Annotated in this window: 10 protein-coding genes; 9 read left to right on the top strand and 1 reads right to left on the bottom strand. The window is 70.4% G+C overall.

Annotated elements, in window-relative coordinates:
• Positions 1–59 precede the first annotated feature (59 nt).
• From speB to CFN78_RS29275, 4 genes are all read left to right on the top strand, one after another.
• Complete coding sequence (gene speB, locus CFN78_RS21460; protein WP_240519605.1) at positions 60–1,016, top strand: agmatinase; 957 nt, start codon at positions 60–62, stop codon at positions 1,014–1,016.
• Positions 1,013–2,683, top strand: coding sequence for a thiamine pyrophosphate-binding protein (locus tag CFN78_RS21455; RefSeq protein WP_094864670.1), 1,671 nt, complete (start codon positions 1,013–1,015; stop codon positions 2,681–2,683). Before speB ends, CFN78_RS21455 begins: the two co-directional genes overlap by 4 nt.
• Positions 2,680–4,098 carry an aminobutyraldehyde dehydrogenase gene (locus CFN78_RS21450; RefSeq protein WP_094864669.1) on the top strand — a complete coding sequence of 473 codons (1,419 nt, stop codon included), beginning with the start codon at positions 2,680–2,682 and terminating at the stop codon, positions 4,096–4,098. Before CFN78_RS21455 ends, CFN78_RS21450 begins: the two co-directional genes overlap by 4 nt.
• Positions 4,099–4,315: 217 nt before the next feature.
• Positions 4,316–4,465, top strand: coding sequence for a hypothetical protein (locus CFN78_RS29275; RefSeq protein ID WP_165777652.1), 150 nt, complete (start codon positions 4,316–4,318; stop codon positions 4,463–4,465).
• Between the two features lie 7 nt (positions 4,466–4,472).
• Here CFN78_RS29275 and dxs read toward each other — a convergent pair whose 3' ends face one another.
• Complete coding sequence (gene dxs, locus CFN78_RS21445) at positions 4,473–6,401, bottom strand: 1-deoxy-D-xylulose-5-phosphate synthase (RefSeq protein WP_094864668.1); 1,929 nt, start codon at positions 6,399–6,401, stop codon at positions 4,473–4,475.
• A gap of 384 nt (positions 6,402–6,785) precedes the next feature.
• Between dxs and CFN78_RS29915 the strand changes: the two genes are divergently transcribed.
• The 5 genes from CFN78_RS29915 (at position 6,786) to CFN78_RS21420 (ending at position 14,686) form a co-directional block, all read left to right on the top strand.
• The gene (locus tag CFN78_RS29915; protein WP_094864667.1) at positions 6,786–8,675 is read left to right on the top strand and encodes a glycosyltransferase family 2 protein; all 1,890 of its coding nucleotides are present in this window, start codon (positions 6,786–6,788) and stop codon (positions 8,673–8,675) included.
• Positions 8,672–9,877: an acyltransferase family protein gene (locus CFN78_RS21435; RefSeq protein WP_240519604.1), complete on the top strand. Its 1,206-nt coding sequence runs from the start codon at positions 8,672–8,674 to the stop codon at positions 9,875–9,877. The genes CFN78_RS29915 and CFN78_RS21435 overlap by 4 nt, the downstream gene beginning before the upstream one ends.
• 109 nt (positions 9,878–9,986) lie before the next feature.
• The gene (locus tag CFN78_RS21430) at positions 9,987–11,465 is read left to right on the top strand and encodes an aldehyde dehydrogenase family protein (protein ID WP_094864665.1); all 1,479 of its coding nucleotides are present in this window, start codon (positions 9,987–9,989) and stop codon (positions 11,463–11,465) included.
• Positions 11,466–11,558: 93 nt separating this feature from the next.
• A complete protein-coding gene (locus tag CFN78_RS21425; RefSeq protein WP_094864664.1) occupies positions 11,559–13,112 on the top strand; it encodes an APC family permease in 1,554 nt (517 codons plus the stop codon).
• Positions 13,109–14,686 (top strand): GMC family oxidoreductase, encoded by a 1,578-nt coding sequence (locus tag CFN78_RS21420; RefSeq protein ID WP_094864663.1) that lies wholly within the window; start codon positions 13,109–13,111, stop codon positions 14,684–14,686. The genes CFN78_RS21425 and CFN78_RS21420 overlap by 4 nt, the downstream gene beginning before the upstream one ends.
• Positions 14,687–16,110 lie beyond the last annotated feature (1,424 nt).

The following is a 16,110-nucleotide window of genomic DNA, read 5'->3' as shown; positions in this document are numbered from 1 at the left end:
CCCAGCACCGAGTACCCAGCACCGAGTACCCAGCACCGACGAACCCGAGGAGCATGCCCGTGAACGCCCCGCCCCCGATCGGACCGGTCGACTCCTCCGCCGTGCCCCGCTTCGCCGGCTTCGCCACCTTCGCCCGGCTGCCGCGCCTGGATGAGGTCACCCGCGCCGACGTCGTCGTGGCCGGCGCGCCCTTCGACGCCGGGGTGTCCTACCGGCCGGGAGCGCGGTTCGGCCCGGCCGCGGTCCGCGAGGCGAGCAGGCTGCTGCGCCCCTACAACCCGGGACTCGACGTCTCGCCGTTCGCCACCGCCCAGGTGGCCGACGCGGGCGACATCGTGCTCAACCCCTTCGACGTCGGCGAGGCGATCGGCACGCTGGCGGAACGGGCGCGCGAGCTCACCGCGGACGGCACCCGGCTGGTGACCCTCGGCGGCGACCACACCATCGCCCTGCCGCTGCTGCGCGCCGCCGCGGCACGGCACGGGCCCGTGGCCCTGCTGCACTTCGACGCGCATCTGGACACCTGGGACACCTACTTCGGCGAGCCCTACACGCACGGCACACCGTTCCGCAGGGCCGCCGAGGAGGGTCTGCTCGACACCTCGGCACTGTGCCACGTCGGCACCAGGGGCCCGCTCTACGGCAGGGCGGACCTCGACGAGGACGAGCGGCTCGGCTTCGGCATCGTCACCTCCGCGGACGTACTGCGCCGCGGGGTCGACGAGATCGCCGGGGCCCTGCGACAGCGGATCGGTGACCGTCCGCTGTACATCTCGGTCGACATCGACGTCCTCGATCCCGCGCACGCGCCGGGTACCGGGACACCGGAGGCAGGCGGGATGACCAGCCGGGAACTCCTGGAGATCCTGCGCGGACTGCGTGACACCACCCTGATCGGCGCGGATGTGGTGGAAGTGGCCCCGGCATACGATCACGCGGAGATCACCTCGATCGCCGCGTCGCACGTGGCCTACGAGCTGGTGAGCCTGCTGAGCCTGGGAGCGCGGACCCGATGACGGACGAGAACACCACCCGGATCGGCGGGGACCTGGTCGTCGAGACACTGCGATCGCTCGGCGCGGACACCGTGTTCGGCCTGCCCGGCCAGCACGCGCTGGGCCTGTTCGACGCGCTGCGCCGCACCCCCGGCCTGCGGCTGCTCGGTGCGCGGGTGGAGAACAACCTGGCCTTCGCCGCCGACGGGCACGCACGTGCCCGGCTGCACGCCGATCCGCACGGGCCGGTGCCGGTGACCCCGATGATCGTCTCCACCGGCCCCGGGGCGCTGCTGACGCTCTCCTCGCTGCAGGAGTCGCGTGCGGCGTCGGTGCCCGTGCTCGGCATCTCCAGCCAGATCCCGGCCGCCGGACTGGGCGGTGGCAGGCACGGGTACCTCCACGAACTGCCCGACCAGCAGGCCAGTGTCGCCGGCGTGGTCAAGTCTGTGCACCAGGCGCGCACGGCCAGCCAGATCCCCGGCGCCGTGCGCGACGCGTGGGTGTCGGCGGCCACCGCCCCGTACGGCCCGGCGTGGGTGGAGATCCCGCAGGACGTGCTGCAGGCACCGGTGACCCTGCCACCGATCACGGCCGTTCCGGTACGGCGGGACGAGCTCGCTCCCCTGCCGGACCTGCTGGACGAGGCCGTCCGGCTGCTCTCCGGTGCCCGCAACCCCGTCCTGCTGGCGGGCGGAGGTGTCGTCCGCGCCGGTGCCACGGCGGAGCTGACGGTGCTGGCCGAGGCACTGCGCGCGCCGGTGCTGTCGACGTTCGGCGGCAAAGGGTCGTTTCCCTGGGAGCATCCGCTGTCCGGCCGGGAATGGCTGGAGGACTGGCACAGCACCGAATTCCTCGCGGCGGCGGACGTGCTCCTCGTCCTCGGCTCCGGGCTCGGCGAGCTCTCCAGCAACTACCACCGGCTCGCCCCGAGGGGCCGGGTGATCCAGGTCGAGGCCGACGCCGGGAAACTGGAGAGCAACCACGCGGGCCTCGGTATCCACGGCGACGTGCGAGCCGTGCTCACCGCGCTCGGTGACCGGGTGCCCGCACGGGAACCGGACGGGCGGCCGGAGACCGCCGCCGCGGAACTGGTGGAGCGTGTACACCGGCGGCTGGACGGGCAGGGACTCGACCTCGAACGGACACTGCTCGCCGACGTCCGCGCGGCGCTGCCGGAAGGGACGCCGAGCTTCTGGGACATGACCGTTCTCGGGTACTGGGCGTGGTCCGCCTGGGACTCCGGTGGAGCGCCGATCCACACGGCGCAGGGCTCGGGCGGGCTGGGATACGGCCTGCCCGGCGCGCTCGGCGCGGCGGCCGCCACCGGCGGGCCGGTGCTGGCGGTCTCCGGTGACGGCGGGGCGATGTACGGGATCGCCGAACTCGCCACCGCGGTGCAGCACGAACTGGACGTCACCTGGCTGATCATCGACGACGGCGGCTACGGGATCCTGCGCGAGTACCTCACCGGTGCCTTCGGCCGGACACACGCCACCGAACTCGCCCGCCCGGACTTCGCCGCGCTGGCACGGTCGTTCGGCGTCCCGTCCATCGTGTCCACTGTGGACACCGTGGGCGCCGACCTTGCCGCCGCCCTGCGCGCACCCGGGCCCCGGGTCGTCGTGCTGTCAGCGACCCTGCGCATGTTCGCCGCCACCGGACCGGCCGAGGAGGACCCCAGATGACCGTGCCCAACCTCGTCGCCGGCGCCGAGATCGCCGCCACCGGCGACGGTGTGCTCGAACTGGTCGACCCGAGCACCGAGGACCGCAGCGGGACCACCGGGATCTCCGGACCGTCCGATGTGGACGGTGCGCTGCGGGCGGCGCACCGGGCCTTCGGGACGTGGCGGCGGAGCACGCCGGCGCAACGCCAGCTCGCGCTGCTGCGCCTGGCGGACGCCGTCGAGTCGAACGCGGATTCCTTCGCCGAGGCCGAGATCCGCCAGACGGGCAAACCGCGAGCGGTGGTGCTGGACGAGGAGATCCCGGAGAGCGTGAGCGCGCTGCGGTACTTCGCCGGCGCGGCCCGGCTGCTGGAGGGCACCGCGGCGGCGGAGTACCTGTCCGGTCACACCTCCCTGATCCGCCGCGAGCCGATCGGGGTCTGCGCGCAGATCGCGCCGTGGAACTACCCGCTGATGATGGCCGTGTGGAAGATCGCCCCTGCGCTCGCGGCGGGCAACACGGTCGTGCTCAAACCCGCCGAGACGACCCCGGGCACAGCGCTCCTGCTGGCCCGCGCGGCCGCCGAGTTCCTGCCGGCGGGCGCGTTCAACGTGCTCTGCGGCGACCGGAACACCGGCCGGGCCCTGGTCGCCCACCCGGTCACCGAACTCGTCTCGATCACCGGCTCCACCCGCGCGGGGATCGACGTCGCGACCGTCGCGGCCGCGGACCTCAAGCGCACGCACCTTGAACTCGGCGGGAACGCCCCGCTGCTGGTGTTCGCCGACACCGACGTCGCCGCGACGGCCACCGCGATCATCGACGCCGCCTGCTACAACGCGGGGCAGGACTGCACGGCGGGCACCCGGGTGCTCGCCGAGGACGCGATCCACGACGAGCTGGCAGCGGCGCTGGCCGCCGCAGCGGCGGCGAAGCGCACCGCGCCGCCGTCCGATCCGGCCGCGGACTTCGGGCCGCTGAACAACCGTGCGCAGTTCGACCGGGTGCGCGGGCTCGTCGAGCGGCTGCCCGCCGACGCCCGCGTGCACACCGGTGGTTCCCGATCCGGCGAGCGGGGATTCTTCTTCTCCCCCACCGTGGTCTCCGGTCTCACCCAGGACGACGAGATCGTCCGGGAGGAGATTTTCGGCCCGGTCGTCACCGTGCAACGGTTCTCCGGCGAGCCGGCGGCGCTGGACCTCGCCAACGGCGTGCCCTACGGCCTGGCCGCGTCCGTGTGGACCCGCGACCACGCCCGCGCGGTGCGGACCTCGGCCGAACTGGACTTCGGCTGTGTGTGGATCAACACCCATGGCCCGCTGGTCGCCGAGATGCCGCACGGCGGGTTCGGCCACTCGGGGCACGGCAAGGATCTCTCCGCGTACTCGTTCGCCGAGTACACGCGCGTCAAGCACGTGATGAGCAGGCACTGACGCGCCCGTGGCCGGGTATCTCGTCGCCGGAAAGGATCGGGTGAGGGCCTGTGCCGGACGTGCTGAGGTGGGTGGCGTTCGCACTCGTCCTGGGAGTGGCGGTGTTCGGCCTGCTCGGCTGGACCGGCCTGGCGCGCCGCACCGGCTCCGGCGGCCGGGACGCCCCGGCCGACCGGGAACTCGGCCGGGGCGTGTCCATCGCGGCTGTCGGCGTGCTGTGCCAGCTCAGCTGTGCCAGCTCAGCAGCGTCTCCGGGCAGGAGGGCATCGTGTACCTGCCGCTCGGGTTCACCGGGCTCGGGAACACCGTGACCGGCCTGGCGATGCTGGCGGGCCGGTGGCGGAAGTACCGCGGCAGCGTGCGCTGAGCGCCCCTCAGTCGCCTGCCGAGGGAACGTCGGCGCGGCTGCGCTCCGCCGCCGGGCCACCGATCAGCTTCGCGGCCCACTCGGTGACCTGACGCGCCACGTCCTGTGCGGTGAGGCCGATCCCGGAGAGCACCTCGTCCCGCGTGCCCTGGGCGAGGAACCGCTGCGGCACGGCGAGATCGCGCAGCGGGACGTCGCACTCCGCGTCACGCAGCACCGCGGCCAGTGCCGAGCCGAACCCGCCGTGCCTTCCGCTGTCCTCGACGGTCACCACCATGCGGTGTTCCCTGGCCAGATCGACCAGCTCGCCGGGCACCGGCAGCACCCACCGCGGGTCGACCACCGTCACTCCGATGCCCTGATCGGCAAGGCGTCCCGCCGCGGCGAGACCGAGCGCCGCGAAGGCGCCGACCGCGACCAGCAGCACGTCCGCACCCGCCCCGGACGCGGGTGCGCCCAGCACGTCGACCGTGCCGATCCGTTCCCGCGCGGGCACGGACTCCACGACCGACCCCTTCGACCAGCGCAGGGCGCTCGGGCCGTCGTCGATGGCCACGGCCTCCCGCAGTTCCTCGCGCAAGGTCTCGGCGTCCCGCGGCGCGGCCACCCGGATGCCGGGCACCATGCCGAGCAGCGACAGGTCCCACATGCCGTGGTGGCTGGGCCCGTCCGGCCCGGTGATCCCGGCCCGGTCCAGCACGACGGTGACCGGTTGCCGGTGCAGGGCCACGTCCATCAGTAGCTGGTCGAACGCGCGGTTGAGGAAGGTCGAGTACACGGCGACGACCGGATGCATCCCGCCCATCGCCAGCCCGGCCGCGGAGGTCACCGCGTGCTGCTCGGCGATGCCGACGTCGAACCAGCGGTCCGGGTACGCCTCGGCGAAGTGGTGCAGCCCGGTGGAACGCAGCATCGCCGCCGTGATGGCCACGACGTCGGCCCGCTCCGCGCCGATCCGGACCATCTCCTCGCCGAAGACGCCCGTCCAGCTCGGTCCCTTCACCGGGGGGAGGCCGGTGTCCGGGTCGATCGGATCGGTCTGGTGCATCTGGTCGGCCTCGTGGTTGACCGCAGGCGGGTAACCGTGCCCCTTCTCGGTGACCGCGTGCACGATGACCGGGCCGCCGAAATCCTTCGCCCCGGCCAGCGCCTTCTCCAGCGCGACGATGTCGTGCCCGTCGATCGGGCCGAAGTACTTCAGGCCCAGATCGGCGAACATCGCCTGCGGGCTGATCGCGTCCTTGATGCCGGCCTTCGCGGCGTGCAGAGCGGCGTAGACGGGTTTGCCGACCACCGGGGTGTGCCGCAGGATCTCCCGGCCGCTGTCGAGCACCCGCTCGTAGCCGGGTTTGAGGCGCAGCGCGGCGAGGTGCTCCGCGAGCCCGCCGATGGTCGGCGAGTAGGAACGGCCGTTGTCGTTGACCACGACGACCACCGGCCGGTGCGGATCGCCGGCGATGTTGTTCAGCGCCTCCCAGCACATGCCGCCGGTCAGGGCGCCGTCGCCGACGACCGCGACGGCGTGCCTGCCGCCGCCGGTGAGCTGGAACGACTTGGCCAGGCCGTCCGCGTAGGACAGGGCCGTGGAGGCGTGGCTGTTCTCGACCAGGTCGTGCTCGCTCTCCGCCCTGGTGGGGTAGCCGCCGATACCGTCGAGCTGCCGGAGGCGGTCGAAGCCGTCCCGCCTGCCGGTGACGATCTTGTGCACGTAACTCTGGTGCCCGACGTCGTAGACGATCGCGTCGGACGGCGAGTCGAACACCCGGTGCAGCGCCAGGGTCAGTTCGACCACGCCGAGATTCGGCCCCAGGTGACCGCCTGCCTTGCAGACCCGGTCCACGAGGAAGTCCCGGATCTCCGAGGCGAGCGTGTCGAGCTGCTCGTGATCCATCGACTTCAGATCGGCCGGTCCGTGCACGGACTCCAGCAACGTCACGCTCCACCTCGTCAGTTCGGTCGGTCAATTCGGTCGGCTCGGTCGGTCGGCCGGCCCGGTCCGGACGGCTGCCCGGTCCGGGTGCCGGCGGGCCTGTGGAACGGTCGGCTCACCGGCCCGCTCGCGCGGGCCAGCAGGCCCAGTCTACGGAGCGGGACGGTCCTCGCCCCGTGCACGCGGCCGGTGTCACGCGGGTGGCCGCGCGCGAACCGCCTACCTGCGGCTCGTCACGCCGCGTTCAAATGTTAGAAATATTCATGCTAGAATTGCTGTTTGTGAACTAGGTCTCACTTGTTAGCGCGGATCTAGCCAGCAAGGTAATCACTCCTCGTACTGTGTGTTCACTCCATCAGGTGATCGATTCAGTTGGGAGTGTTTCGAGCCTTGCCGATTTCCCCCGCTCACTCCGCGGCGCCACTCACCGAGTCCGAGAACTGGCATCAGCACACGCTCCAGGCTCTGAGTAGACCCGCCGCCCAGCGGAGACCGCCGATCGTCGCGGTCGTCCGGTTCGTGGAGGCGGCTCGGCTGGAGTCCCGGTTCGGACCGCGGGGGCTGGAACGGGTACTCCAGGAGGTCGCCTGGCTGCTGCTGCCGGAGATGTCCGAGCAGGAGCGCATCACCCCCGACCACCACGGCGGCCTGATCCTCACCCTGCGCGGCGCGCCGGAATGGCAGACCAGGGCCCGGCTGGAGACCATCGCCACCCGGCTCGCCCGGCTGCCCATCCGGGTCGGCCGGGAACACCTCTCGGTCACGCCGGTGATCGGCTGGACCGACGCCGCGGACCGTCCCGTCACCAGGGACCCGCGCGCGCTCGTCGAGCGCGCGACGGAGGCGGTCGAGATCGCCACCAACCAGGTGGACCTGATCCCGCGCAAGTGGACCCAGCTCCCCGGCGGCAAGCGCCGCGCCCGGCCCCGCGAGGGAGGGCCGCTCCGCACCGGCCTCCAGGTGCTGGCCACCATCGCCGTCGGCGTGGTCGCCCCCTTCCTCGCACTGGTGCTGCTGCACCGCGGCGGGGTCGACCTCGGCAACACCGCGTACCTGATCGTCACCGCGTCGCTGGTACTCACCGCGGTACTGATCTGGGCGGAGAACCTCTACGCCCTCGACCCGGACCTGCCGCCGGAGCGGCCGCCGGGCAGGGCACCGGCCGCGACGGCGATCATCCCGGCGTACCTGCCGAACGAGGCGGCCACCATCGTCGACACCCTGCGCTCGATGCTCAAGCAGGACTACGACGGCCCGCTGCAGGTGATCCTGTCGTACAACTCGCCGCGCACACTGCCCGTCGAGGACGAACTGCGCGAACTCGCGAAGGCGGACTCGCGCCTGGTGCTGATGAAGGTGCCGTACTCCACGTCCAAGGCGCAGAACGTCAACGCCGCGCTGGAGGTCGTCAAGGGCGAGTTCGTCGGTGTGTTCGACGCCGACCACCACCCGGCCCCGGACGCGTTCGAGCGCGCCTGGCGCTGGATCTCCGGCGGCGCCGACGTCGTCCAAGGCCACTGCGTCATCCGCAATGGCCGCGCCTCATGGGTCTCCCGCATGGTCGCCGTCGAGTTCGAATCGATCTACGCCGTCAGCCACCCCGGCCGGGCGAAGCTGCACGGCTTCGGGATCTTCGGCGGCTCCAACGGTTTCTGGCGTACCCAGGTGCTGCACGAGACCCGAATGCACGGCCAGATGCTCACCGAGGACATCGACTCCTCGATGCGTGTGCTGCTCTCCGGGCGCCGGGTCGTCAACGATCCGGCACTGGTCAGCCGGGAACTCGCCCCGGCGACCCTGTCCGCACTGTGGAAACAGCGGATGCGGTGGGCGCAGGGCTGGTTCCAGGTTTCCCGCAGGCACCTGCTGTCCGCGCTCCGATCCGACGAACTGACCCTGCGCAACAAGTTCGGTGTCGGATTCCTGCTCGGCTGGCGTGAGCTGTACCCATGGCTGGCACTGCAGGTGATCCCGGTGATCGCCTACACCATCTGGCGCGACGGCTTCAGCACGCTCGACTGGGCGGTGCCGGTGTTCCTGCTGTGCACGCTCTACACCCTGACCGCGGGCCCCGCGCAGGTGCTCTTCGCCTGGCGGCTCGCCGCACCGGAGATCCGGCAGCACCCCCGCTGGTTCGTCAGTTACCTCTTTGTCTCCACCGTGTTCTACACCGAGTTCAAGAACCATGTCGCCCGCGTCTCCCAGCTCAAGGAGCTCACCGGCGAGCGCAAGTGGGCGATCACCCCGCGGCAGGTTCCGGTCCGGGGGGAGAACGCGTGAGCGGCGCACCGAACGGCCCGGCACCGAACGGGACCACGGCGGGCGCACCCGCGAAGACGCGCTACCAGCTCGACGTGTACCGGGCACTTGCCGCCACCGCGGTCGCGGTGTTCCACGCCTACCAGTTCAACCGCACCGGCGAGTGGCCGCTGGAAGGCACGGTCTGGCACGAACTGCTGCTCGGCACCGACATGTTCGTGGCCATGTTCTTCGTGCTGTCCGGCTTCCTGCTCGGCATCCCCGTCGCCCGCGCCGCCCTCGGCGACTCACCGCCCCGCCCGGCACGGGTGTTCCTGGCCAAACGTGTCGCCCGCCTGGTGCCCGCGTACTTCGCGGTCGTGCTGATCGTGTGGACGCTGACCAACCCGGAACTGCCGGGCAACTGGCAGGACCTGGTGCTGCACCTGACGTTCACCCACGTCTACAGCGACACCTACATCTTCTGGACCGACGGCCCGGCCTGGTCGCTGGCCGACGAGATGCACTTCTACCTGCTGCTGGCGATCCTGGGGCCACTGGCCTACAAGGCGTGCCGCCGACTCGCGTCCCGGCGTGCCCGGCTCGCCGTGCTGCTCGGCGGGGTCGGCACCCTCGCCGCGGCCAGCCTGACGTACAAGATCGTCGCCGGATTCGTCAACGACGTGCCCAAGGACGCGTGGTCGGTCTGGTTCGGCCCGGTCGCCAAGCTCGACCTGTTCGCGATCGGTTTGCTGATGGCCGTGGCCGCCGCCGGCGGCGTACGGCTGAACCAGCGGTGGAAGCGGGCCGCCTCGGCGATCTGCGGCGCGGGGCTGATCGTCGTGGCGCACCTGACGAAACCACCCGGCAACCAGCCCGAGGTGTTCATGCACACCATCGTCGCGACCGGGTGCGCGCTGGTCATCGCGAGCACCACGCTCATCCCGGGCGCACCGCCCCGGCTGCTGAGCTGGCGGCCACTGGTCACCGTCGGCCTCGCCAGCTACAGCCTGTACCTGTGGCACGAGCCGATCCTGCGGCTGCTCGGTACGTCCGGGCTGCTGCCGGAGAAGGGCTCGGGATGGGCGTTCGGCGTCACCGCCGTGCTCCTGCTCGCACTGGCCATCCCGGTGGCGCTGATCAGCTACCACGCCATCGAGAAGACCGGGATGAAGCTGGCCGCGACGCTGGACTCGCGCGGCCGTGCGCGGGACTACTACCCCGGTCACGCCGTCCACGTCTGAGGTCCCGCCGGTTCGCGCTGGGCCTGGCGCCGGGCCGGGCAGGGCATAGGATGGCCCGCGCACGAGCCGGGCGAGTGCCGGTCCGGCGGTCTTGGGCGAAAGAGGACAGATGGCGGATTTCTTCATCGGTGGCCGGTGGGTCGCCTCCACGAGCGGGCGGCGCAGGCAGATCCACTGCCCGGCCGACGGCTCACCGGTGGCCGAGGTCGACGAGGGGGCGGCCGAGGACACGATCGCCGCGATCGCCGCGGCACGCGAGGCGTTCGACAACGGCCCCTGGCCGGCCACGGCGGCCTCCGAGCGCGGTGACCTGCTACTGCGGGTCGCCGGCCTGCTCGAGCGTGATCTGGCCGCCTTCGCCAGAGCGGAATCGCTGGACACCGGCAAGCGGCTCGTCGAGAGCGAACTCGACATGGCCGACATCGCCGCCTGCTTCCGGTACTTCGGCAAACTCGCCGGACAGGACGCGGGCCGGGTCGTGGACACCGGCTCCCCGGACGCGTTCAGCCGCATCGTGCACGAGCCGGTCGGCGTGTGCGGGCTGATCACACCGTGGAACTACCCGCTGCTGCAGACCGCGTGGAAGGTCGCCCCGGCACTGGCCGCCGGCAACACCTTCGTGCTGAAGCCGAGCGAACTCACCCCGCACACCTCGATCCTGCTGATGGGCCTGCTGGCCGAGGCGGGACTACCGCGCGGGGCCGCGAACCTCGTGCTGGGCGCGGGCCCGGAGGTCGGCGCCCCGCTGTCCGAACACCCGGACGTCGACCTGGTCTCCTTCACCGGCGGCCTGGCCACCGGCAGGCGCATCGCCGCCGCGGCTGCGGCCACGGTGAAGAAGGTGGCGCTGGAACTCGGCGGGAAGAACCCGAACGTCGTGTTCGCCGACGCCGACTTCGAGACCGCCGTCGACTACGCGGTCACCGCGGTGTTCCTGCACTCCGGCCAGGTGTGCTCGGCAGGCACCCGGCTGATCGTGCAGGAGGAACTGCACGACCGGTTCGTGGACGAGATCGTCCGGCGCGCGGAACTCATCCGGCTCGGCGGGCCGTTCGACCCCAAGGCGGAGACCGGACCACTCATCTCCGCCGAGCACCGCGAGAAGGTCGAGGCCTACGTCGCCACCTCCATCGAGGAAGGCGCCGTCCTGCGCACCGGCGGCGGGCGCCCCTCCGGCGCCGAATTCGACTCCGGCCACTACTACCTGCCGACCGTTCTGGACGGGGTCCGGCAGGGCAGCCACGCGGTCACCGAGGAATCGTTCGGCCCGGTGCTGACGGTGGAGACCTTCACCGACGAGGACGACGCCGTGCGCATCGCCAACGACACCTTCTACGGCCTCGCCGGCGGCGTCTTCACCGACGACGCCTCGAAGGCCCAGCGCGTCGCGAACCGGCTGCGCCACGGCACGGTGTGGATCAACGACTTCCACCCGTACCTGCCGCAGGCCGAGTGGGGCGGCTTCAAGCAGTCCGGTGTCGGCCGCGAACTGGGCCCGACGGGGCTGGCCGAGTACCAGGAAGCGAAGCACATCTACCAGAACCTGCGGCCGGAACCGCCGCGGTGGTTCTCCGGCACTCCCGAATAGCGTCGCCGGCTCGCGTACGACAGCAGACGGTCCGGCAGCGGTACCCGCTGCCACGGCATCCGGTTCCCGGTGCCGGGTGACGAGAGGAATGCGATGTCGACGACGGCTTCGGGCGACGCCGAACTCAACGAGTTCGGGTACACCAACCAGCTCAAGCGCACCCTGGGCAGTTTCCACACCTTCGCCGCGGGGATCAGCTACATCTCGGTGCTGACCGGCGTTTTCCAGCTCTCCTACCTCGGCCTGTCCGAGGGCGGCCCCGCCTACTGGTGGTCCTGGCCGCTGGTGTTCGCCGGGCAGCTCATGGTGGCACTCAGTTTCGCCGAACTCGCCGCCCACTACCCGGTCGCCGGCTCGGTCTACAACTGGGCGAAGAAGCTCTCCAACTCGCACGTCGCCTGGATGGCGGGCTGGATGATGCTGCTGGCCTCGATCGTGTCGATCTCCGCCACAGCGCTGGCGTACCAGCGGACGCTGCCGCAGATCTCCGAGTTCTTCCAGTTCGTCGGCGACGGAACCGGCACCTACGACGCGGCGACGAACGCGGTCCTGCTGGCCAGCATGCTGATCCTGTTCACCACGCTGGTGAACGCGTTCGGCGTCAAGCTGATGGCGCGGATCAACAGTGCGGGCGTGGCCATCGAACTGATCGCCGCGGTACTGCTGATCGTCTTCCTGGCGGCGCACTTCACCCGCGGGCCGGACGTCGTCACCGAGACCCTCGGCACCGGAGCCGACAACTCCGCCGGCTACCTGGGTGCGTTCCTCGTCGCGGCCATCGCGTCCTCCTACGTCATGTACGGCTTCGACACGGCGGCCTCCCTCGGCGAGGAGTCGGTCGACCCGCATCGCAACGCGCCGAAGGCGATCCTGCGGGCGCTGCTGGCCTCGTTCGTGCTGGGCGGGCTGATCATCCTGTTCGCGCTGATGGCCGTCAGCGACATCGCCGCCCCGGAACTGAGCGTCGACGGACTGCAGTTCGTCCTCACCGACGCGCTCGGGCCGACGATCGGCAGGGCTTTCCTGTTCATCGTGTTCATCGCGATCACCGTGTGCGTGCTGGCCGTGCACACCGCGGCCATCCGGATCGCGTTCGCGATGGCCAGGGACAACGCCCTGCCTGCGGGCTCGCGCCTGGCGAAGGTCAGCCCGAAGACCGGCACTCCCATCGTCCCGGCGATTCTCATCGGTGTCATAGCGGTGGCTCTGCTGCTGGTGAACATCAACTCGCCGCAGATCTTCTCCGCCGTCACCAGCCTGGCGATCATCCTCATCTACATCGCCTACCTGCTGGTGACGATTCCCTTGCTGGTCAAGCGTTTCCGTGGCGAGTGGCCGAGGAAGGGCGCCCCGGAAGGCCGGTTCTCGCTCGGCCGCTGGGGCCTGCCGGTGAACGTAGTCGCCGTCCTGTGGGGTATCGGGATGGCGGTGAACCTTGCGTGGCCACGCAAGGAGATCTACAACGCCACCGAACCCTTCCACTGGTACCTGCAGTGGAGTTCCGTGCTGTTCGTCGGGATCTTCGCCGCGGGTGGCTTCGCCTACTACTGGTTCGTGCAGCGACGCAAGGTCGGCACCCTCGCCGACCACGCCGCCCTGCCCGCCGCCACCGAACCCGACGCCGACTCCGAGGAGGCCCCGAAGTGACCGAGCCCGCAGCGTCCGCGGCACCTGAGGAGTTCGACTACGTCGTCATCGGCGGAGGCACGGCCGGATCGGTGGTCGCGGCCAGGCTGTCCGAGAACCCGGGCGTCACCGTCTGCCTGCTCGAAGCCGGTCCGTCCGATGTGGACGATCCGGCGGTGCTCGAACTGGAACAGTGGATGGGACTGCTGGAGTCCGGCTACGACTGGGACTATCCGGTGGAACCGCAGGAATCCGGCAACTCGTTCCTGCGCCACGCCAGGGCCAAGGTGCTCGGTGGCTGCTCCTCGCACAACTCGTGCATCGCCTTCTGGGCACCGGCCGAGGACCTGGACGAATGGTCGGCCTCGGGCCTGCCCGGCTGGTCGGCGGCGGATGTCTTCCCGCTGTACCGGCGCCTGGAGACCAACGACGGGCCCGGTGAGCACCACGGCCGGTCCGGCCCCGTCACCATCCGTTCCGTTCCACCCAACGACCCGGCGGGCGTCGCCCTGCTCCGCGCCTGCGCCGAGGCGGGGCTGCCGACGACGGAGTTCAACTCCGGCCGGACGGTCACCCACGGGGCCAACTGGTTCCAGATCAACGCCCGCGAGGACGGCACGCGTTCCTCCGCGTCGGTCTCGTACCTGCATCCCGTCCTCGGTACCCGGGCGAACCTGTCGCTGCGCACCGGGATACGGGCGAAACGGCTCACCTTCGACGGCACGCGCTGCACCGGTGTCGAGTACCTGGACCCCGATCTCGTGCACAGCAGGCAGATCCGGGCCCGTCGCGAGGTCGTGCTCAGCGCGGGCGCCATCGACACCCCCAAACTGCTGATGCTCTCCGGCATCGGCCCCGCCGAGCATCTGCGCGAGGTCGGCGTCGACGTGCTCGTCGACTCCCCCGGCGTCGGGGAGAACCTGCAGGACCACCCCGAGGGGCTCGTGCAGTGGGACGCCCGCAAGCCGATGGTCACCCGGTCCACCCAGTGGTGGGAGATCGGCATCTTCACCAGCACCGAGGACGGGCTCGATCGCCCCGATCTGATGTTCCACTACGGATCGGTACCGTTCGACATGAACACCCTCCGGCACGGCTACCCCACCACGGAGAACGGGTTCTGTCTCACGCCGAACGTCACCCGCAGCCGCTCGACGGGCACGGTTCGCCTGCGCAGCAAGGACTTCCGCGATAAGCCGAAGGTCGACCCGCGCTATTTCACCGACCCGCACGACATGCGGGTGATGACCTACGGCGTCCGGCTGGCCCGGCAGATCGTCGCCCAGCCCGCGATGGCCGAGTGGGCCGGTGCCGAACTCGCACCGGGGAGCGACGCCACCACCGACGAGGAGATCACCGACTACGTCCGCAAGACCCACAACACTGTCTATCACCCCGCCTGCACCGCGCGGATGGGAGCCGACGGCGACCCGGCCGCCGTGCTCGACGCGCGCCTGCGCGTCCGTGGGGTCGACGGGCTGCGGGTCGCCGACGGCTCGGCTATGCCGTTCCTCGTGGCGGTGAACCCGTGCATCACCACCATGGCGATCGGTGAGAAGTGCGCGGACATGGTTGCCGAGGACGCCACTTCCTGATCGGTAGCCGGGGCGGTGTCCGAGCCGCTCGGGTGGGAGCGGGGTCGGCCGGCACGGCAGCCGGTCGGGCGGCCCTGGCCGGGATGAGGGGTTCAGGCGGCACTGTCGGCACGGCTTCGGATCGAGCGGGCGGCCAAGGCCGGCCGAACCGGTCCGGCGGGCAGCCGCTCGGTTGGCCACCCGACCGCATCGGCGTACGCGGGCAGTGCGTCTTTGCCCCGGCGGCCCTTCCACGGCACTTGAGCGAGCCCGCTGATGGCTGGCCTCCGCCAACACGATTGGTCAGTCGCGGTCCGAGATGACGGTTCGCCGATTTTCCATCCGGGTGGCTCGGGATCGGGCTGGGTTCGCCGGTTTGTCCCGCGATTCGGGTGATTCTCGGAGGAACCACTCGGCGTCAGGTGTTTCGGTCCACCGGTTCGGGTAGACCGATGTCACCTGGTTCATTCGGTGAGTGGACGATCCGTGCTCGGACGCCCTGCCCCGAACGTGGTGGAGGCACCGTCGGGTGGTCATGGAACTGAGACTCGGCCGTTCGACTTTCCGGGATACCACGGGATACCTAGGTGGGCACCGTTTCTTCTTCAGCGGTTTCGGTTCGCCTGCATGCTTATGGTTCGTTGGCGAGGGTCCGGGTTGTGACGGTGTTCGAGGACGGGTTGAGTATTGTCGGGGTGTTCTCGGGTTTCGGGCACGCCTTCGGCGAGCCGTGTGAAACTGTCGCTCCTCGGGGCGTTCGCCGTTGCTGGTCATCAGCGACAGTTCCCCACGGGACGGGTTTCTCGGTTCCGTATTCTTCGGTGCGGGTTGGTTGTCGCGTTTGCTTGGCGTGTCTCACTTGGTGTCGTTCCCTTGTTGTGGCGTCCGGTTCTCTTTCGGCAACCTTGGACGTCCGCGCGTGACTCCGGGTGGCATTGCTGTCTGGTTCCTGGCCGGACGGGGGTCTGACTGTGCGGGATGTGCGCGGGGCGTGGGTGCACTGCGGTCCCTCGAGCAGGGGGCATCGTGGTACGTGTCCGGAATACGGTCCCGCCACGCTGTGACGCTGGCCCGTTACCGCTGCTCGAAGAGCAGGGTATGGCGCCACCGGCTGCCAGTACGGCGCCGCATGCCACCATTGTCCCGCAACCAACACCGCCGACAGAAACGGCTCCCATAATATCCCGCATCGGCCCACTGTCGACATTCCGCACGAATGGCACATTCGCGTGTGCGGGGCACCTGATGGTGTGATTGGAATGGTGTCCGGGGTTCGTTAGAATGGGTTCATGATCAGTGGGGGATCTGTTGAGGTTCGGTTGGCTGCGATTCTTGATATGGATTCTCGGGAAACGGTGCGGGTTGATCACGGGGGTCTGACCGGTGTTCGACTGTCTTCGTTGTCGGCGCGGGGGCTTCTTCGGGTGATGCGCGATGCCGAGGTC

It is taken from the genome of Amycolatopsis antarctica, from assembly GCF_002262875.1.
GTDB classification, from domain to species: domain Bacteria; phylum Actinomycetota; class Actinomycetes; order Mycobacteriales; family Pseudonocardiaceae; genus Amycolatopsis; species Amycolatopsis antarctica.
The sequence above is the reverse complement of the archived record's forward strand: the minus strand, read 5'-3'. Positions and strand labels throughout refer to the sequence as shown.

Excerpts from the sequence above, each read along its gene's own strand:
- CFN78_RS21455 (WP_094864670.1), top strand. The coding sequence starts at position 1,013 with ATGACGGACGAGAACACCACCCGGATCGGCGGGGACCTGGTCGTCGAG.
- CFN78_RS21450 (WP_094864669.1), top strand. The coding sequence starts at position 2,680 with ATGACCGTGCCCAACCTCGTCGCCGGCGCCGAGATCGCCGCCACCGGC.
- CFN78_RS21425 (WP_094864664.1), top strand. The coding sequence starts at position 11,559 with ATGTCGACGACGGCTTCGGGCGACGCCGAACTCAACGAGTTCGGGTAC.
- CFN78_RS21430 (WP_094864665.1), top strand. The coding sequence starts at position 9,987 with ATGGCGGATTTCTTCATCGGTGGCCGGTGGGTCGCCTCCACGAGCGGG.